Below are 18,479 nucleotides of genomic sequence, written 5' to 3'. Positions count from 1 at the left end.
TGGGTCTTTTCGGGGCATCAATGTCGGTGGTCCCGGGTTGACTGAGCGTATGAACAGCACCACGGACGTCTTGGATCGGGTCGTCACCGACCTGGATTCCGTGCTGTCCGGAGATGCGCTGGCAGGGTTGCCGGATGCGGAGCGGATGGACGTGCTGCGGGTCGCGGGCGAGGCGTTCCGACGCGTGGAGGCGGTGGTCGTCGAGACGACCGCGTCCGCGGATCCGGAATTTTCTCACTCCTTCGGGTGTCGGGGGCAGAACGAGTTGTTGCAGCGGGTGCTGCGGGTGGATGTCGCGGGCGCAACGCGGGTCGGGAAGGTCGCGGATGCCGTGCGGCGGGATGTGAGCCCGTCGTCGGGGGAGCGGTTGCCTGCGAGGTATCCGGCGTTGCGGGAGGCGCTGCTCGACGGTGTGGTCGGGGTTTCGGGGTTCCTGGCGGCGATCACCCCGATCGACAAGGCTGCGCACCGATTCGGGCGGGAGGTTCTCCGGGAGGCGGATGCCGCGCTCGCGGACTACGCCCGCGGATATCGTGCGACGGAGCGGGATGTCGAGACCGACGCGGATGACAGCGACACGGATGCTGCGCCCAAGGCGGATGCGGCGCCGCCGGCGACGCCGGAGGATCTGCGGCAGTTCGCCCTGGTGTTGGCGATGGTGTTGGATCCGGATGGGCCGGAACCTTCGGAGCACGGGGCGCGGCATCAACGGTTCGTGACGATCGGCCGGTTGAAGGACGGGTTGCATGCGATCCGCGGGCATCTGCTCCCTGATGTCGCGGCCCAATTGCAGGCCATCATAGACGCGCAATGCAATCCGAAGACCGACGGACCGCCCATGCCCGGCGTGCAATTCCAGCCCATTGATGATGCTTGGCCCGGTGAGCCCGGTGAGCCCGGTGAGCTGGGTGATCCGAGTGGGCCGGAGTCGGTCGACCGGCGCAGTGCCGGGCAGAAGCGGCATGACGCCTTGGCCACAGCGCTCGGGATCGCGGCGCGGCATGAGGAGATGCCGACCCTGGGCGGGGCATCACCGACCCTGGTGGTGCATGTGGATGCGAAGGATGTCGCCGCCGGTACCGGGTGGGCGCGGATCGCCGGATCCCTCGCTCCGGTCGGGTTGCACGTGGCGGCGCACACAGCGTGCACCGGTTCGATTCAGCGGGTGTTGTTCGATGAGGGACGGATCGTGGGGATCACGGTCACGGACCGTGTCTTCCCGGTGCATCAAAGGCGGGCGATCCTCGCCCGGGACAAGGAGTGCCTGATCCCGGGGTGTCACGTGCCCGCGTCGTGGTGTGAGATCCATCACGTGGTCGAGCATTCGCGGGGAGGCCCGACGCATACCGACAACGGGGTCGCGTTGTGCTGGTGGCATCACCGATCCCTCGACACGTCGGGGTGGGAGATTCGGATGAACGCGGGTGTCCCCGAGATCCGCGGACCCGCCTGGTGGGACCCCCACGGAAGATGGCGAGCCCCGAGACCCAGCATCCCTACCCGACTCACACGCACCTGATTGTCGACCCAGCCGAACGCGAGCGTGTCCAGACCTGCGTCAGCGGAAGTTCACGAGCCCGGCGTGCGCCGCGGCGACGAGGATCTGCACACGGTCGCGCAGGTGCCACTTCGACATCATGCGTCCGAGGTGCGCCTTCACCGTGCCCTCGGAGACGATGAGCGCCTTGGCGATCTCGGCGTTGGACATGCCCTTGGCCAGGCACTGGAGCACCTCGGCCTCGCGATCGGTGAGAGCTTCGAGAGCTGTGGCATCGCCGGTCACGGGCTCGGAATCGCGCACGTGCTTGATGAGCATCGATGCGATCCGCGGCGAGAGCGAGCTCTGACCGCTGTGCACCTCGCGCACGCCGATCACGATCTCCTCCGCGCTGGAGTCCTTCAGCAGATACCCTGAGGCGCCGGCACTCAGCATCGGCAACACCGTGTCCCGGCCGTCCAGCGTCGTGACCGCGAGAACCCGGACATGCGGCCATCGTTCGACGATGACACCCGTCGCCTCGATCCCGTTCATCTCCGGCATCTGGACATCCATCATGACCACGTCAGGCTGTTCGCTCTCCACCATGGCGATGCCCTCGACGCCGTCCTCCGCCTGGCCGATGACCTTGATATCAGGGTCACGGGAGACGAAGTGCGAGAGCGCCGAGCGGACCAGGGGGTCGTCATCGACGATCAGGACTCGGATGTCAGGCATGAGGGAAGCCTAACGGCGGCGGCTTGTGGTCGCTCACATGTAGACCTTTGGCCAAAAAGGTCTGTCTAGAAGTCAGATGTGCTCCGTGTTCATCGCCGAGAAGATGGGTACAGACATCGACAAACGACTAGGAAATGGAGGTGAGCACTATGCCTTTCTGGCAGCAGGTTGGTAAGTTTTTTGGCCTCGTACGATAGATTACCTGGCGAATAGGAGATAGTGAACCATGGCCTTCGACCAGTCCGCTGGAGCCTCTACTGATGCTCTCCGGTTAGGTCGGGGCGAGAAGCTCAGCAGAGTCGAGCGGATCGTCGTCCTGGTCATCGTCTCCATCACTGTCGCCCTCGACCTCATATCGCTCATCACGACCCCGGGTGGGAATCCACTCGGCATCCTGGTGAGCATCGCGTCGACGGCCAGTTTCGCCCTCTACCTCTGGAATCCCCTTATCGCGACATGCGCCCTCGGCGTCGTGTTCGCACTGTCCTTCTTCGTAGGAACCGAGTCTCTGGTTCTGACTGCCGCAGCTGTGGCAGCAGGGCTCGTGATGAGACTGGGGTGGACCTCGCTGGTCCTCTCCTACACCGGTGCTTTCCTGGTCGCCGCGGCGCTCGTCGCCAACGGCGACCTGGAAGCCGGGGTCAACGTCGGACTGTTCCTCATCTTCGCGGCCGTGGCAGGTGCCGTCGGCTTCGCGCTGCGGATCGCCTTCGCCCGCGGGCGACGCCTCGAGCTCGCGCTCGAGGAGAGCGCCGAGCAGGAGCGTCAGGCCGTACTCGCCGAGCGGCGTTGGATCGCCGGTGAGTTGCATGACAGCATCGCGCACCACCTGACCGTGGTGGCGCTGCACGTGCAGATGCTCGAAGACCCCTCCACAAGTCAAGACTCTCGAGAAGCGATCCGTGTCGCCGCGAGAAAGGCGATGGCGGATCTCCGATTCGTGATCGAACTCGCGGATGACGGACCACGCGCCTCCGAGATGCAGACGGGTGACCTCGCCGACGCGATCGACGAGGCTCGGCAGGAGTTCGAATCCGCCGGGCACGCTGTGCGCCTCGAAGGAGACCTGCGGGACGAACGCATCCCGCGTGCCGCAGAGATCGTCCTTGCGAGGATCGTGCGCGAGTCTGCGACCAACATCCTGAAGTACGCCGGCCCCGGAGAGGTGCTGGTCAGCCTTGACCTCGATGACGACGCGGCCGCACTCACGCTGCGGAGCCCGCTCCCGACGACACCGCGACGCGAACTGTCCTCCAGTCGCACCGGTCTCGGCCGCATGGCGGAGCGCGTGATCGGCGCGAGCGGCGAGTTCAGCGCGGGCGAGGTCGACGGACACTGGCTGGTCTCCGCTCGCCTGCCCATCGCATGAGCCCCGGCAGGGTATAGTGAGCCGACACTTCGCGTGAGATCACCGCGAATATGGACGAAAGTCCACTAAAGGTCTCGACCTTTGGCCCTACGATCAGGGCTCCCCTCCGAAATATCCTGGAGGCTCCCCAGATAAAGCGTCCCCAGCGCTGCGATCGCGAGCGCGGTCTTTCTGGCTTCTGAAACACTTGCGCGCTCGCGATCGCCTTCTGTCCTTCCGGACGACGTCTCCTCGTCGCATCCGATGTCCGGGCGCTAGCCGCCCACCGCTCGCATGTAGTGGCCGTCATTCGAGATTCCGGATGCGGCAACCGTGAAGCGCACCACCTCGCTGAGGTACCGGTCCTCCGACGCCTCGAAGATCCGGCCGTCCGCATCGCGCGACGTGCGGCTGAGGCGCAGGATCGGCGTGCCCCGGGGTACGCGCAGCAGCGCAGCATCCTGATCGTCCGCCGCGACGGCATCGATCACATGCTGCAGGCTCACGATCGGATGCCCGACCGAGGCGAGGTGCTCGGTGATCGAGACCTCGTCCAGATCGACCTCGAAGAGCCGCCGCCCTGCGACCTCCGTGTACGCCAGACGTTCGAGCATCGTCGGGCGCCCGTCGAGCAGACGCAGGCGGACGACGCTGACGATCGTGTCGTCCGGGCCCACGCCCAGTGCTGTCGCCATGTCGCCGGCACGCCGCAGGCTCAGCTCCTGCGTCTGCGCGCCGGGGGAGACCCCTAGCTCTCGCGCCCAGCGGGTGAACGGCACCGAGACGTCGACGGCCTGGTTCGCCTTGCGGGCGACCACCCGCGCCGGTCGCCCGCGGCTGGTCTCGATCAGGCCCTCGCCGCGCAGCGCGGCCAGCGCGTTGCGGATGGGGCCGCGCGACGTGCGCCACTTCTCGGCGAGCTCCGCCTCGGTCGGCACATCATCGCCGGGCCGCAGGGCGCCGCCGGCTATCTGGGCGCGGAGGTCGTCCGCGATCTGGGTGTACACAGCTTCAGCCACATAGGTACATTACTTGACCACTTCGATCAGCGTCACCCCGTTACTGCAGAGTTCATCCAAGCGAATGCGGGGTAAACGGCCGCTGAACTCTTCCAAGTTAGGTATATTTCTCGACTCGACGCGTGCGAGAGTCTTCCGTGGATCACCCCTCACACCCCTGAAAGGTCCTCATGAAGCTTCGCGCTCTCCCCGCCCTCGCCGGCGCGGCGATCCTCGCAATCGGTCTCGCCGCCTGTTCCGGCTCGGCCGACGCCAGCTCCACCTCCGCCCCCGACGACTCGTCCACCGGCGGCACCTTCGCCGTCGACGAGAACACCCTCGTCTTCGGCGTCGTCCCCGACTCGGTCGACACCGAGACCAACTACCAGCCGCTGATGGACTACATCGCCGAGATCACCGGCAAGACCGTCGAGTACCACGAGTCGACCGACTACGCCGCACTCATCGAGGCCGCTGTCGCCGGGAAGGTCGACGTCGCCTCGTTCTCGGGCTTCACCTACGTCACCGCCACCAACAACGGCGCCAAGCTCACCCCGATCTCCTCCATCGTCACCGACGAAGGTCAGGAGCCGGGCTACTACTCGCAGGCGATCGTCCCCAAGGACAGCGACATCTCGAGCATCGCCGACTTCAAGGGCAAGAAGGTCTGCTTCGTCGACCCGTCCTCGACGTCGGGCTACCTCTTCCCGTCGTACAACCTGCTGAAGGCCGGCATCGACCCCACGACCGACATCACCCCGGTGTTCGCCGGCAAGCACGACGTCAGCGTGCAGAAGACCGGTGAGGGTGTCGAGTGCGAGGTCGGCTTCGCCGAGGACTCCGAGGTCGAGAAGTCGGACGCCGTGAAGGTCATCGACGAGACGATGGTCCCGGGCGCACCGCTGGTCTTCTCCTCCACCCTTCCGGAGGAGGTCTCGCAGAAGCTGATCGACGGCCTGGCCGAGATCACGATCGACGACATCATCGCCGCGGGCATCGACAGCGCCGACTCCGACTCCTTCCGCAGCGTGTTCTACGCCACGAAGCCGGTCGACGACGCGTACTACGACCTGATCCGCGACATCTGCAAGGAGACCGAAGCCGAGCAGTGCCAGGGCTGATGCCCTGAGCCCGCTTCGCTCCCGTCCGTTGAGCGAGGGAGCGAGGCGAGCGAGACGAAACGCCGTCCGTGAGGACACGTTTCGTCTCGCTCCGCTCGCTCAACGACCGAGCTTCAGAGAATCACAGGAGAACCCATGAACGCCGCATCCGATGCCCTCGTCCGCCTGGCAGGCGTGACGAAGACCTTCGGGACGACCACCGCCCTGAAGGACGTGTCGCTCGAGGTCTCCCGTGGTGAGATCGTCGTGCTGCTCGGACTCAGCGGCTCCGGCAAGTCGACCCTGCTCCGCCACCTCGACGGTCTCGAGCTGCCGACCGCGGGTTCGGTCGAGGTGCTCGGTCAGCAGGTCCCGGCGCTGAAGGGCCGGCCGCTCCGGAACCTGCGCAGTCGGGTCGGGTTCATCTTCCAGCAGTTCGAGCTGGTGCCCTCGCTCACGGTGCTCGAGAACGTGCTGACCGGCTCGCTCTCGGGTGTGCGCGGTCCGCGCCTCGGGCTCTGGGGCTACAGCAAGGCGTCGAAGCTGACGGCACTCGAGCACCTCGACCGCGTCGGCCTGCTCGACCGGGCCTACCAGCGCAGCGACACCCTCTCCGGCGGGCAGCAGCAGCGGGTGGCCATCGCCCGCGCGCTCATGCAGAGGCCCGACATCCTGCTCGCCGACGAGCCGGTCGCCTCGCTCGACCCCGAGTCGAGCGACCAGGTCATGGCGCTGATCCGCGAGATCGCCGCCGACGAAGGTCTCACGGTCGTCTGCAGTCTGCACCAGGTCGATCTCGCGATCTCCTGGGCCGACCGCATCGTCGGACTCCGCCACGGCGAAGTCGTGCTCGACACCCCGACGACCGACCTCACCAAGGCCGAGGTCATGGAGATCTACGGCCGCGTCGCGACGACGACCGCCGAGATCGCGGCCGTGGCCATGGAACTGGCGGATGCCGCGACGCAGGTGGCGGCGTCATGACGGTCATCGCCGGGCGTCCGTCGACAGGCTCAGGGACGCGGGGCGGAGGCTCGGCGCCCCACGTCGGCGTCGCCGAACGCGCTCCGAAGCGCCCGATCTCGCCGGAGCGCATCGCCGCATCCCTGACCCTCCTGGCACTCCTCGTGATCGGCATCCTGGCCGTGGGCGAGGTCGGCATCTCGATCCCGGCGATGGTGCAGAGCTGGGGCAACGCCGAGAACTTCATGGCGCGCGTCGGTGGCCTGTCGTTCCCCGAGCCGGGTGATCTCCTCTGGCTGATCGCGCTCACGGTCGGTCTGGTGCTCGTGGGAACGCTGCTCGCCGCGGTGCTCTCCGTGCCGATCGCCTACCTCGCAGCCTCCAACACGACCCCCGGCAACGGCTGGCGTGCGGCCGCCCGCTTCATCGGCGTGCTGACCCGCGCCCTCCCCGACGTCGTCCTCGCGATGGCGTTCGTGCTGATGTTCTCCCTCGGCACGCTCCCCGGCATCCTCGCCATCGGCATCCACTCGATCGGCATGATCTCGAAGATGTTCGCCGATGCGATCGAGCAGGTCGACGAAGGTCCTCGTCTCGCGATCCGTGCCGCCGGTGGATCGAAGATGCAGGAGTTCACCTCCGGCATCCTTCCGCAGGTGCTGCCCAGCTGGGTGGCCACGGTGCTGCACCGCAACGACATCAACCTGCGCGGCAGCGTGGTGCTCGGCTACGTCGGCGTCGCCGGCCTCGGCCTCGAGATGTCGTACGCGTTCAAGGCGCTCAACTACGGCAAGGGCCTCGGTATAGCCCTGGTCATCTTCATCCTCTGCGTCGTGATGGAGATCATCTCGAGCGTGGTGCGCGGCGCGATGCTCGGGCAGCAGAAGCAGACCCGCTCGTGGATGGACCGCATCGTGCACCCGCGGCTGCGCGGGCGCAGCGCCGAGTCGGCGACCGGTCGACCCGCGTGGGCGACCAGCCCGCAGACGGCCGTGCGCCGGCCCTGGACCGCGCAGCGCGTGCAGCACACGATCGCGGGCATCGTCGCCGTGCTCGTCGTGGTCGGCAGCGTCGTGGTCAGCCAGATCAACTGGCTCGACTTCTTCACCTTCTGGGCGAAGCTCCCCGAGGTCGCCCAGAAGTTCTGGCCGCCGTCCTTCGGCAGCTACGACGCCTCCGTGATGTTCGAGGCCATGCGCGACACCGTCGCGATCGCGCTCGCCGCGACCGTGCTGACCTTGCTGCCCTCGGTCGTCCTCGGCTCGCTCGCCGCGAGCAACGTCGCCCCGAGCTCGGGCGCGAGAGGCGTCGCCCGGTTCCTGCTGGTCGGCATCCGCGGCATCCCCGAGCTGATCCTCGCGATCGTTCTCGTCGTGATCACCGGCCTCGGTCCGCAGGCCGGCGTCATCGCGCTCGCGATCGGGGGCATCGGACTGCTCGGCAAGCTGATCGCCGACTCCTTCGAAGAGGTCGATCGCGGACCGGAACGCGCTCTGCGCGCGGTCGGCGCCACCCGCCTGCAGACCTACACCTCGGCCACCGTCCCGCAGGGGATGCAGGCGCTCATCGGTCACAGCTTCTACATGCTCGACACCAACATCCGCGCGGCGACGATCCTCGGCATCGTGGGCGGCGGCGGTGTCGGCTACTACCTGCTGAACGCGAGTCAGGGGTCGCGCTACGAGACCGTGACCGCGATCGTGCTGATGATCCTCGCCACCGTGCTGGTGGTCGAAGGGCTCGCGATGTGGATGAGGAAGGTATTCCGATGACCCGCACGAACGACACCGCCGACGTGGTCGTGGTCGGATCCGGGATCGTGGGCCTCGGCGCCGCGTATGCCGCTGCCCGGCGCGGCCTGAGCGTGATCGTGGTCGACCGCACCGACGGCCCGGGCGGGGCGACGATCCGCAACTTCGGACACCTCTGCATCGGTGCCCAGGCGGGGGAGGCACGACGCTACGCCGACGCCTCGCGCGAGCTCTGGCTGCGACTGTCCCGTGATGCCGGCTTCTGGCTGCGCGAGTCGGGCACCCTGGTCGCCGCGCGGCACGACGACGAGATCGCGGTGCTGGAAGCGGCCGTCCCGGACGGCGGAATCCGGATGCTGGACGCGGACGAGCTGCTGCGTCGGGCTCCGCTCCGTCGCGACGGGATCGTCGGCGGTGCGCTCATCGAGACCGATCTGCAGACCGATCCGCGCACGGCAGCCGACGCCATCGTGCGTCACCTCCACGGCCTCGGCGTGCGGTTCCGCTTCCGCACCGCCGTCACCCAGCTCAGCGCAGGACGGGTCGAGACGACCAGGGGCACCATCGTCACCGGACACACGGTCGTCGCCGTGAATCACGACCTCGACCAGCTGCTGCCCGAGATCGCCGAGCGGCACGGCATCCAGCGCTGCGCCCTCGACATGATGCGTGCGGCCGTGACGCTGCGGCATCCGCTGACCGCACCGCTGCTCACCGGCTGGTCGCTCGTGCGCTACGGGCGGTTCTCCGAGGGTTCGGAGGCGGCCGCCCTCCGCGAGCGGCTGCACACCGAGCGGCCCGACCTCGCGGCCCTCGACCTCAACCAGATGTACACGCAGCTGCCCGACGGCACGCTCATCATCGGCGACTCCCACGCCACCGCCCCCTCGCCTGCGCCGTTCCAGCCCGAGGCCGCGTTCACCGCATTCCTCGCCGAGGCCGAGGCCCTGTTCGACATGCCGGCCCCTCGGGTGCTCGAGCGCTGGCAGGGCGTCTATGCCAAGGGGGCCGAGGAGTTCCTCATCGAACGCGGCGACGAGGGCGCGCTGGTGCTCGCCGCGACGACCGGCATCGGAATGACCACGGGTCTGGGGCTCGCCGAAGAGAATCTCACCGCCGCCTTCGGGTGGACCCCTGCGATGGAAGGAACCTCATGACCACTCCGCTCGAACTGCTCGTCCTCGACATGGCGGGAACCACGGTGCTCGACGACGGCGTCGTGGAGCAGGCGTTCCAGCGCGCTGCCGAGCGCACCGGCGTCGCGGATCGGATGCCGTGGGCCGAGGCCCTGGACCACGTCCGCGTCACCATGGGACAGTCCAAGATCGACGTGTTCACCCACCTCGCCGGCGGCGACGTCGCGGCCGCCGAGCGTGCCACCGCCGCGTTCGAGGGCGCATACGCCGAGATCGTCGCGGAGCAGGGCGTCACCGAGATCCCGGGGGCGGCGGATGCCATCCAGGGTCTGAAGGATGCCGGACTCACGGTCGTGCTCACCACCGGGTTCGCTCCGGTCACCCGCGACGCGCTGATCGACGGACTCGGCTGGCGCGGTCTCATCGACCTGGCCCTGTCGCCCGTCGACGCCGGGCGGGGGCGCCCCGCGCCCGACCTCGTGCTCGCCGCCCTGGTGCGCACCCAGACGTCTTCGGTTCGTGCGGTCGCGGTCGCGGGCGACACCGTCAGCGACGTCGAGTCCGGCCGGCGTGCCGGGGCGGGCTTCGTCGCCGGCGTGCTCAGCGGCGCACACGATCGGGCGGCTCTCGACGCCGCCGGAGCCGATGCGGTGCTCGACGACGTGACCGGTCTCCGTGACGTGCTGGCCGAGCGCGGACTGCTCCGCGTCGTCGCCGCTTCCTGAGACGGCGGCATGACATGGGCACCCTGCTGATCCGTCCGCCCGGCCACCGGCGCGACGTCGCCCTGCGCCCGGCGGCCACGGCGATGGTCTGGGTGGGTGAAGGACACCCGCACGAGACGATCGCCGTGCCCGGCGTCGCCCTCGCCGACGGCGACGTGCTGGTCGCGGTCGAGATGTCCACCATCTGCGGTTCCGACGTGCACACGGTGCAGGGCCGCCGATCCGCTCCGACGCCGCTGGTGCTCGGACACGAGAGCGTCGGGCGTGTGATCGCCACCGGCGACCACGGAGCGGATGCCGTCGACGGCACGCCGCTGCGCATCGGAGACCGCGTGGTCTGGTCGGTCACGATCTCGTGCGGGAGCTGCGACCGCTGCCTGCACGGCATGCCGCAGAAGTGCCGGACACTCGGCAAGTACGGTCACGACCGCGTGGGCGTGCACGGCGATCTCACCGGGGCGTTCGCGACCCATGTACAGCTGCGGGAAGGGACCGCGATCGTCCGGGTGCCCGAGGCGCTCCCGGCATCCGTCCTCGCCCCCGCCTCCTGCGCGACCGCGACGGCGTGGGCCGCCGTGGCGCGCGCCGCACGGGACCGTGATCTCGAGGGCGCCACAGTGCGGATCCACGGAGCGGGGCTCGTCGGTCTGTCGGCCGCGGCCATCGCCGCGGAGCACGGAGCGACGGTGGAGGTGCTCGATCCGAACCCCGTTCGTCGGGCCATGGCCGAGCGCTTCGGTGCGACCTCCGTCGACGGCGAGCCCGACGTCGTCATCGAGGCCTCGGGGCACGCCGTGGTCGACGCGCTCGAGGGGGTGGCGGTCGGCGGCACGGTCGTGCTCGTCGGAAGCGTGTTCCCTGCCGATCCCGTCTCGTTCGACGCGGAGAGCATCGTGCGGCGACTGGTCACGGTCGCCGGCATCCACAACTACACCGGGGCGGAGCTGGCCGAGGCCGTCGCGTTCCTGGCCGGTCGTGGTCGCGCCTATCCCTTCGCCGACGCCGTCGGTGCCGTGCGGCCGCTCCTCGACATCGACGACGCGCTCGTCGACGCCGCCGCCCCCGCAGCGCCGTTGCGCATCGGGCTCGTTCCGGGCCGATGAGGCCGCGGGCGGGAGACCGATCCCGCAGGAATCCCGCGGAACAGCACGAATCTCGCAGAGATCAGTTCGATTCCTGCGAGATTCGTGTCGTTCTGCGTCGTTCTGGTCGCGCGCGAACCCGTCAGATGCCGCGGTCGGGAGCGCCCTGCGGCTCGTTCGACTGCGTTCCCTCGGTGGAGTCCGCGTCCTCGGGAAGCGGCTCATCGGCGGGGGTCGGCGACTCGCCGGCCTCGTAGTCCGGGCGGGGCGGCTGCAGCGGCTGGTCCGAGAGCTCGCCGCCCTTGCGTCCGCCGAAGGGGCGCCCGTGGTCGGCGAACTCTTCCCGGGCGAAGACGAGAGTCCATGGTCCTGCGGTGAATCGGGCACCGGTGCGCAACGTCTCGGTCGCGTCGCCCTCGTGCGTGGCATCCGCGCTCGCGTTGGCGTTCATCTCGCCCTCGCCGTGGAGCGTCAGCACGTATTCATCGCGCTCGTCGTGGGTGATGGTCGCGTGCACCGGGTCCGTGTCGGACAGGCGCAGCTCGTTGCCCTCGGCGGAGCCGATGCGCACGACGTCGGCTTCCAGGGCGAACTCGGAGCGCTCGTCGTCGCGCGTGACGCGCAGGAGCGGGTTGCCGGCACCCCATTCGGCGTGCGTGGTCGTCGGGGTGTAGCCCTCGTCGGGCCGGTCATCGATGTGTCGTGCGTTCATGGCAATGCCCTCCTCGGAGTCGAGATCACCAAGCTATGGGGTGCGACCTGTTCCGCCGAGGGGGTTGACTTCGCTCCACCGCAACATCACGCAACCCCGCGGACACCGTTTGGGAGGGTGGCCACGATAGAATGAGCCCTCGATCTGGATCCGATACTTCGCACAGCGAACCGAGGGGCACATGGGCAAGTTCATCTACGAGGGCGGCGTGAAGACCGAGATCGAGGATCGCGCTCTCACCCACCTCCAGCTCGTCATCACGGCGAAGCTCCGCCGAGGTGAGCCGTTCCCGTTCAGCTGGCGAGAAGACGCCAGTGTCGGCGGCGGACGCACGACCGTGTGGATCCAGCCGGGCAGCTCGCTCGTCTTCAAGTACTTCGGCAGCCGGCAGCCGGCGATCAACCGCGCCTGGATCGAAGCCCTTGCCTTCACGGCGAACGCGCCGAGCGGCCTGTACCTCGTTCCCGAGCCCGCCGAGACGGGCGAGGCGCAGGGTTCGGGAGAGGTTCCCGTCGGCGCACCCGCGTAGCACCGCGAAGCAACGGGCCCGAGGTCGGGAGCGACGGGGCGCCGCCGCCGATCGCGCCTAGGCTGGGCAGGTGCAGAAGCCCACGGCATCCGGTCCCCTCGTGGGCGTCGCCCTCGTCGTCGGCTCCTGCCTCTCGCTGCCCTTCGGGGCTGCGGTCGCCGCGCAGCTCTTCCCTGTTCTCGGCCCGTGGGGCGTGACCTCGTTGCGCGTCGCCATCGCCGCGCTGCTGCTGGTCGTCATCGTGCGGCCACGGCCCGGCCGCTGGACGCGCAAGCAGTGGCTCGCCGCCACCCTGTTCGGTGTCTCGCTGGCGGCGATGAACGGATTCTTCTACGCCGCGATCGACCGGATCCCCCTGGGGCCGGCGGTGGCCATCGAGTTCCTCGGGCCGCTCGTTCTCGCGGCGATCCTGACCCGGAAGCTCGCGGACGCCGCGTGGGTCGGTGTCGCGCTCCTCGGCATGGCGCTGCTGGGGATCGACGGCCTGATCGGTGCCGAGCCGCTCGACCCCCTCGGTGTGCTGTTCATCCTCATCGCGGCCGGATTCTGGATCATGTACATCCGGATGAGCGCCCGCGTCGGCGCCCTCATCCCGGGCAGCAGCGGCCTCGCGATGGGGCTCGTCGTCGCGGCGGTGCTGCTCCTGCCGGTGGGTGTTCCGACCGTGTCGGTCGTCGCCGGTGACATGCAGCTGCTGCTGCTCGCCGCGATCACCGCCGTGCTGTCGTCGGTCATCCCGTACAGCTTCGAGCTCGCGGCGCTGCGGCGCCTGCCCCAGCGGGTGTTCGGGGTGCTGCTGAGCCTCGAGCCGGCTTTCGCCACACTGGCCGGCTGGCTGATCCTCGGGCAGGACGCCACCGTGCTGCGGATGCTGGCCGTCGTGCTCGTGATCGCGGCCAGCGTCGGCACCACGCTCGGCGTGCGACGGGAGCGCCGGTCGGACGGCGGCTCCGGCCCCTTCACGGCGCCGATCCCGCTGCCCGACTGACGCTTCGTCTCGCTCGGCGGTTCCTGAGCGAGACGAAGTGATGCGGCGAGACGAAGGCGCTCAGCGACCGGGGGGCGTTCAGGCTCGAACCGGCACCGCCAGCGGGAACCGTCGCCGCAGCACGATGCGCTGCACGAGGGTCCAGGCGACCGTCACCGTGAGATAGAGGGCGGCGGCGAGCGGCACGAACACCGCGAAGACCGCGGTCAGGTAGTGCAGCGCGGACGTGATCCGCAGCATCGTGGGCGAGTTCATCGGCGAGTCGTCGCCTTCGACCGGCGTCGGGCGGAAGACACGGCGGGTGATCTCGGCGACCGCGATCATGATGACCAGGAGCGCGCCGAAGACGAGACCCGTGGCCGGCGTCATCGTGCCGCCGAACACGGCCGAGACCAGGCTCTGCCCGAGGGGCGCCCCGAACAGGTCGTGGGCGAGCAGGTCGTTGGCGTGCCCGGCGATGTCGGGGCGGATGAACAGCGTGTACAGGATGCCGACGACGGGGGCCTGCGCGAGCACCGGCAGCATCCCGGCGAACGGCGAGGTGTTCTCTTCGCGGTACAGCGCCAGCGTCTCCTTCTGGAGGCGCTCCGGGCTCTTCTTGTACCGGCGCTGCAGCGCACGCAGCTTCGGCGCCAGGCGCGACCGGGTCTGCTCGGCCTTGGCCTGCGAGATGCCGACCGGGATGAGGATCGCGCGCACGAGCAGCGTGACGAGCACGACGGCCAGGGCCGCGGCGGATGCTCCGGCGAGAGGTTCGAGGAAGGTGGAGAGCCCGGCGAGGGCTCCGTAGGCGGCGTTCAGGAGGGCGGTCAGAGGCGGAAAGGCAAAGGGGTCCATGGAGATGTCCGTTTCGAGGCGTCGGGAAGGGTCGGCGAAGGCCGCGTCATCCCACGCGAACAGACGGCCCTGTCAGGGCGTCTCGTTGCCGGTGGACTACGCGGCGGTCGCGAATCCCGGCGCTCGCGGGCGAGGGTGGCCCGCGGCATCCGGATCGCTCTGCGCGAGCAGCGTGCCGACGTCGATCGCGCGCAGCGGATGCGGCTCATCGGCACGGACGACCGGGCGCACGCTCAGCACGACGGCGAGCGTGAGGACGGTCACGGCGAGGAGGGCGATGGCGAGGCCGAGGGCCGCGGCATCCGGCATCGAGACGAGCCCGAGCGCGGTCGCGACGAAGCTCAGCATCTGCCCGAACCACTCGCTCATGCGCGCTCCCTTCCTCCAGCGAGATTAGCACCGGCGGCTGCGCCTAGGCTCGAAGCATGAGTGACCTGCGCGCGCTGCTCGGGATCGAGCATCCGATCTTCCTCGGCCCGTTCGGAGGACTTTCCTCCGTCGGACTCACCGCCGCCGTGAGCGAAGCCGGCGGCTTCGGTTCGTTCGGGCTCTACGGGTACGACGGCGACCGCATCCGGGCGACCGGTGCCGCGTTGCGGGCCGCGACCGACCGCCCGTTCGGCGTCAACATCTGGCTGCCCACCGGCGACGAGGTCGCCCCGAACGCGCAGCACATGATCTTCGCCCAGGCGCTGGAGCCCTTCTACGAGGCGGTGGGCGTCGCCGTTCCGGCCCGCCCCGAGCAGTACGTGCCGTCGCTCGACGAGCAGCTCGAGGCCATCTGGGAGATCGCCCCGGCCGTGCTGAGCGTGGTGTTCGGCGTGCCCTCGGCCGACCTGGTCGCGGAGGCGCATCGCCGCGGCATCCGCATCGTGGGCACGGCGACGACGGTGGCGGAGGCCACAGCTCTCGCCGAGGGCGGCGTGGACGCGATCGTCGCGACGGGCATGGAGGCCGCGGGGCACCGCGTGTCGTTCCTGCGTCCGGCCGAGGAGTCGCTCGTCGGGACGTTCACCCTCGTGCCGCAGGTCGTCGACGCGGTCGACGTGCCGGTCATCGCGGCGGGCGGCATCGCCGATCGACGAGGAGTCGCGGCGGCGTTCGCACTCGGAGCCTCGGGCGTGCAGGTCGGGACGGCGTTCCTCGCCACCGCCGAGTCGGCGACGACAGATGCGCACCGCGCGGCGATCCGCTCCACCGCGGCCGACGAGACCGTGCTCACCCGGGCGATGAGCGGACGCCTCGCCCGCGGGGCGCGCAACCGGGCCGTGCGGGCGATCGAGGCGAGTGGCACGATCGCCCCCTTCCCGATGCAGAACTGGCTCACCGGCCGCTTCCGCACGGCGGCCAATGAGCAGGGCCTGGGAGAGCTGCAGGGGCTGTGGATGGGCCAGGTCGCGCCGCTGATCCGCTTCGACACCACGGCCGAGGTCTTCGCGGAGCTGGTGGCCGGGGTGCCCGACGGGCGCTAGAGGATGACGGTGGACTTGCCGTGCACGATCACGCGGTCCTCCGCGTGCCACTGCACGGCGCGGGCGAGCACCTGACGCTCGACGTCGGCTCCACGGCTCTGCAGCTGCGCGGCCGAGTCCGAGTGCGTGACGCGGGTCACGTCCTGCTCGATGATGGGGCCCTCGTCGAGGTCGGCCGTCGCGTAGTGCGCGGTCGCGCCGATCAGCTTCACGCCGCGATCCTTGGCCCTGGCGTACGGGTTCGCGCCGATGAAGGCGGGCAGGAACGAGTGGTGGATGTTGATGACCGGAGCCTCGAGCCGCTCGATGAAGTCGTCGGTGAGGATCTGCATGTAGCGCGCGAGCACGACGAGGTCGACGTTGCCGCGGAGCAGATCGAGCTGACGCTCCTCCATGAGCTGCTTGTCGCCGGACGGGATGTGCACGAACGGCACGCCGAACGACCGGACGGCTTCGGCGAGATCGGGGTGGTTCGACACGACCATCGTGATGTCGATGTCGAGCTGGCCGCGCTGCGTTCGCCAGAGCAGCTCCATCAGGCAGTGGTCGTACTTCGACACGAAGATCGCGACGCGCTTGCGGCGTGCGACGTCGTGCAGCGACCACTCCATGCCGAACCGCTCGGCGACGGCCGCGATGTCCGCCTCCAGTGCGGGGCGTGCGGCGGCGAGTCCGTCGAGGTGGATCACCGTGCGCTGGAAGAAGCGGCCACCCTCGGAATCCGTCGAGTGCTGGTCGAGCGAGATGATGTTCGCGCCGTGCCGCGCGAGCACTCCGGCCACCGCTGCGACGATGCCGGGCTGGTCATCGCAGGCGATCAGGAGGCGGGCGGTATCGGGCTGAGACATGGAAGCTCCTCGGGGGTGTGCATCGATTCTGCCGTGGATGCGTGCTGGCGGGCGAATCGTCGCGGTCCGCTCGCTACTCTGAGACCGTGGAAGCGAGCGACCTGGCCCTGGTGCTGATCCCCCTGCTGGCCGTCGCCGCGCCCCTGCTCGCCCGGGGAGTCCGGCGGGTGGTGCGCGTGCCCATCATCGTGTTCGAGCTCGTGCTCGGCATCCTGGTCGGTCCCGCCGTGCTGGGGTGGGTGGAGACCGGGGACCTTCTGGAGAAGCTGAGCGACTTCGGACTCGCGGCGCTGTTCTTCGTCGCAGGGTCGGAGATCGATTTCCGGGCCGTCTCGGGCAAGCCCCTCGCACGCGCCTCGCTCGGCTGGCTCTTCAGCGTGGCGCTCGGCATCGCCGTCGGGTTCTTCTTCTCTCCCGGCGAAGGCATGGTGGTGATCGGTATCGCCCTCAGCTCCACTGCCCTGGGCACCCTGATGCCGATCCTGCGCGATGCCCGCGAGATGGACACTCCTTTCGGTCGGGCGATCACCGTCGTCGGGGCCGTGGGCGAGTTCCTGCCGCTCATCGCCATCTCGATCTTCCTCAGCACGCAGACGACGGGGATCGCGACCGTCGTCCTGCTCGCATTCGTCGCGCTCGCCGCGATCACGGTCATCGCCGCCCAGCGGATGCCGCACGGCCGGCTGCACCGCTTCGTGAGCGCGACGCTGCACACCTCCGACCAGTTCGGAGTGCGTTTCGTGCTCCTGCTCATCGCGGCGCTCGTCGGACTCAGCGTGATGCTCGACCTCGACATGCTGCTCGGCGCGTTCGTCGCGGGCGCGGTGTGGCGCATCATCATGGCGCGCGCTCCGAAGAAGGACGCGGAGGAGATCGAGAGCAAGATCGAGGCGATCGCGTTCGGGTTCCTGGTTCCGATCTTCTTCCTGTACACCGGTGTGACCTTCGATCTGCAGGCCCTGCTGGCCTCGCCCGCTGCACTCGGGCTCGTCCCGGTGTTCCTCATCGCCCTGCTGGTGATCCGCGGTTCGGCCGCCCAGCTCTCGGCGCCCGCCGGTGCGAGCATTCGAGATCGGGCGGCGCTCGGGCTGCTCGCCGCCACTGGACTGCCGATCGTCGTGGCCGTCACCGCGGTCGGCGTGGACCAGAACATGATCGACACCGGCACGGCGGCGGCTCTCGTCGGCGCAGGGATGCTGTCGGTGCTGCTGTACCCCCTGATCGGGATGATCCTGCGGGGTGATCGGCCGCAGGTCGTGGGCCCGCAGCCGGTTCACGAGCAGCCGCAGGGGGAGCTGTGACGACCGCGAGTGCCCTGCTCACGCAGGCCGTGCAGGATCTCGCCGGCGCCCCGAAGGAGGGTCTGGGCGAGCAGAAGGACTCCCGGTGGCGCGGTCGGCGCATCGTGCGGGTCGGCGAGGCCTGGCATCTGGGCGCGCTGCTGCTGACCGAAACGCATGCACTGGCGACCGCGGAGGTGCTGCGGGCCGCAGATCCCGGTCGTCGCGGCTACACCGCCGAGTCGGCACGCGCGCGGGCGGAACGCCGGGCGGAAGCGCTGCGCGGCGGCTTCGACGAGGGCGATGTCGTGCATGTCGGATGGACCGTGATCGATGTGGATGCCGTGGATGCCGGCGGCTCATCGGGTCCACTGGCCCTGATCGACGGCGTCCCCTCGGTGCGGTGGAGTGCCGCGGGAGGTTTCATGCCGCTGGAGGCATACCTGCGCGAGCGCGTGGAGCTGCTACGCGGGGGACCTGCCTGACCCGAGCGAC

The 18,479-nt window shown here is 69.3% G+C and carries 19 protein-coding genes; 13 read left to right on the top strand and 6 right to left on the bottom strand.

Going from position 1 to position 18,479, the window contains the following annotated elements; all coding sequences use genetic code 11:
* Positions 1-49 precede the first annotated feature (49 nt).
* Positions 50-1,519: an HNH endonuclease signature motif containing protein gene (locus LC452_RS01765; protein WP_223622303.1), complete on the top strand. Its 1,470-nt coding sequence runs from the start codon at positions 50-52 to the stop codon at positions 1,517-1,519.
* A 39-nt stretch (positions 1,520-1,558) separates the two neighbouring features.
* On the opposite strand, the gene LC452_RS01760 is transcribed toward LC452_RS01765, so the two are convergent.
* Complete coding sequence (locus LC452_RS01760) at positions 1,559-2,215, bottom strand: response regulator transcription factor (RefSeq protein WP_223622302.1); 657 nt, start codon at positions 2,213-2,215, stop codon at positions 1,559-1,561.
* 226 nt (positions 2,216-2,441) lie between these two features.
* Here LC452_RS01760 and LC452_RS01755 point away from each other — a divergent pair, with 226 nt between their 5' ends.
* A complete protein-coding gene (locus LC452_RS01755) occupies positions 2,442-3,584 on the top strand; it encodes a sensor histidine kinase (protein WP_223622301.1) in 1,143 nt (380 codons plus the stop codon).
* Positions 3,585-3,838: 254 nt separating this feature from the next.
* On the opposite strand, the gene LC452_RS01750 is transcribed toward LC452_RS01755, so the two are convergent.
* On the bottom strand, positions 3,839-4,582 hold the full coding sequence (locus tag LC452_RS01750) for a GntR family transcriptional regulator (protein WP_223622300.1): 744 nt from the start codon (positions 4,580-4,582) through the stop codon (positions 3,839-3,841).
* Between the two features lie 170 nt (positions 4,583-4,752).
* On the opposite strand from LC452_RS01750, the gene LC452_RS01745 reads away from it, so the two are divergent.
* The 6 genes from LC452_RS01745 (at position 4,753) to LC452_RS01720 (ending at position 11,339) form a co-directional block, all read left to right on the top strand.
* Entirely contained in the window at positions 4,753-5,682 is a 930-nt protein-coding gene (locus LC452_RS01745) for a phosphate/phosphite/phosphonate ABC transporter substrate-binding protein (protein ID WP_223622299.1), read from the top strand.
* Positions 5,683-5,817: 135 nt separating this feature from the next.
* Positions 5,818-6,645 carry a phosphonate ABC transporter ATP-binding protein gene (gene phnC / locus LC452_RS01740; protein WP_223622298.1) on the top strand — a complete coding sequence of 276 codons (828 nt, stop codon included), beginning with the start codon at positions 5,818-5,820 and terminating at the stop codon, positions 6,643-6,645.
* Positions 6,642-8,396, top strand: coding sequence for a phosphonate ABC transporter, permease protein PhnE (phnE, locus tag LC452_RS01735; protein ID WP_223622297.1), 1,755 nt, complete (start codon positions 6,642-6,644; stop codon positions 8,394-8,396). Before phnC ends, phnE begins: the two co-directional genes overlap by 4 nt.
* Entirely contained in the window at positions 8,393-9,532 is a 1,140-nt protein-coding gene (locus LC452_RS01730) for a TIGR03364 family FAD-dependent oxidoreductase (RefSeq protein ID WP_223622296.1), read from the top strand. Before phnE ends, LC452_RS01730 begins: the two co-directional genes overlap by 4 nt.
* Positions 9,529-10,236 (top strand): HAD family hydrolase, encoded by a 708-nt coding sequence (locus LC452_RS01725; RefSeq protein WP_223622295.1) that lies wholly within the window; start codon positions 9,529-9,531, stop codon positions 10,234-10,236. The genes LC452_RS01730 and LC452_RS01725 overlap by 4 nt, the downstream gene beginning before the upstream one ends.
* 14 nt (positions 10,237-10,250) lie before the next feature.
* Positions 10,251-11,339: an alcohol dehydrogenase catalytic domain-containing protein gene (locus LC452_RS01720; RefSeq protein ID WP_223622294.1), complete on the top strand. Its 1,089-nt coding sequence runs from the start codon at positions 10,251-10,253 to the stop codon at positions 11,337-11,339.
* A 121-nt stretch (positions 11,340-11,460) separates the two neighbouring features.
* On the opposite strand, the gene LC452_RS01715 is transcribed toward LC452_RS01720, so the two are convergent.
* Positions 11,461-12,030, bottom strand: coding sequence for an FHA domain-containing protein (locus LC452_RS01715; RefSeq protein WP_223622293.1), 570 nt, complete (start codon positions 12,028-12,030; stop codon positions 11,461-11,463).
* A gap of 181 nt (positions 12,031-12,211) precedes the next feature.
* On the opposite strand from LC452_RS01715, the gene LC452_RS01710 reads away from it, so the two are divergent.
* Positions 12,212-12,559, top strand: a complete 348-nt coding sequence (locus tag LC452_RS01710) for an ATP-dependent DNA ligase (RefSeq protein ID WP_223622292.1) — start codon at positions 12,212-12,214, stop codon at positions 12,557-12,559.
* A 70-nt stretch (positions 12,560-12,629) separates the two neighbouring features.
* Positions 12,630-13,547, top strand: coding sequence for a DMT family transporter (locus LC452_RS22015; protein WP_223622291.1), 918 nt, complete (start codon positions 12,630-12,632; stop codon positions 13,545-13,547).
* Positions 13,548-13,625: 78 nt separating this feature from the next.
* On the opposite strand, the gene LC452_RS01700 is transcribed toward LC452_RS22015, so the two are convergent.
* On the bottom strand, positions 13,626-14,384 hold the full coding sequence (locus LC452_RS01700; RefSeq protein WP_223622290.1) for a membrane protein insertase YidC: 759 nt from the start codon (positions 14,382-14,384) through the stop codon (positions 13,626-13,628).
* A 96-nt stretch (positions 14,385-14,480) separates the two neighbouring features.
* A complete protein-coding gene (locus LC452_RS01695) occupies positions 14,481-14,753 on the bottom strand; it encodes a DUF6412 domain-containing protein (protein ID WP_223622289.1) in 273 nt (90 codons plus the stop codon).
* A 56-nt stretch (positions 14,754-14,809) separates the two neighbouring features.
* On the opposite strand from LC452_RS01695, the gene LC452_RS01690 reads away from it, so the two are divergent.
* Positions 14,810-15,856 (top strand): nitronate monooxygenase family protein, encoded by a 1,047-nt coding sequence (locus LC452_RS01690; RefSeq protein WP_223622288.1) that lies wholly within the window; start codon positions 14,810-14,812, stop codon positions 15,854-15,856.
* Here LC452_RS01690 and purU read toward each other — a convergent pair.
* On the bottom strand, positions 15,853-16,704 hold the full coding sequence (purU, locus tag LC452_RS01685) for a formyltetrahydrofolate deformylase (protein WP_223622287.1): 852 nt from the start codon (positions 16,702-16,704) through the stop codon (positions 15,853-15,855). The two genes, LC452_RS01690 and purU, sit on opposite strands and share 4 nt — an antisense overlap.
* 86 nt (positions 16,705-16,790) lie before the next feature.
* Between purU and LC452_RS01680 the strand changes: the two genes are divergently transcribed.
* Both LC452_RS01680 and LC452_RS01675 read left to right on the top strand, forming a co-directional pair.
* The gene (locus LC452_RS01680; protein ID WP_223622286.1) at positions 16,791-18,005 is read left to right on the top strand and encodes a cation:proton antiporter; all 1,215 of its coding nucleotides are present in this window, start codon (positions 16,791-16,793) and stop codon (positions 18,003-18,005) included.
* Positions 18,002-18,469, top strand: a complete 468-nt coding sequence (locus LC452_RS01675) for a glutaminase (RefSeq protein WP_223622285.1) — start codon at positions 18,002-18,004, stop codon at positions 18,467-18,469. Before LC452_RS01680 ends, LC452_RS01675 begins: the two co-directional genes overlap by 4 nt.
* Positions 18,470-18,479: the final 10 nt, after the last annotated feature.

The organism is Microbacterium sp. EST19A, assembly GCF_019969685.1.
Lineage (GTDB): Bacteria > Actinomycetota > Actinomycetes > Actinomycetales > Microbacteriaceae > Microbacterium.
The sequence above is the reverse complement of the archived record's forward strand: the minus strand, read 5'-3'. Positions and strand labels throughout refer to the sequence as shown.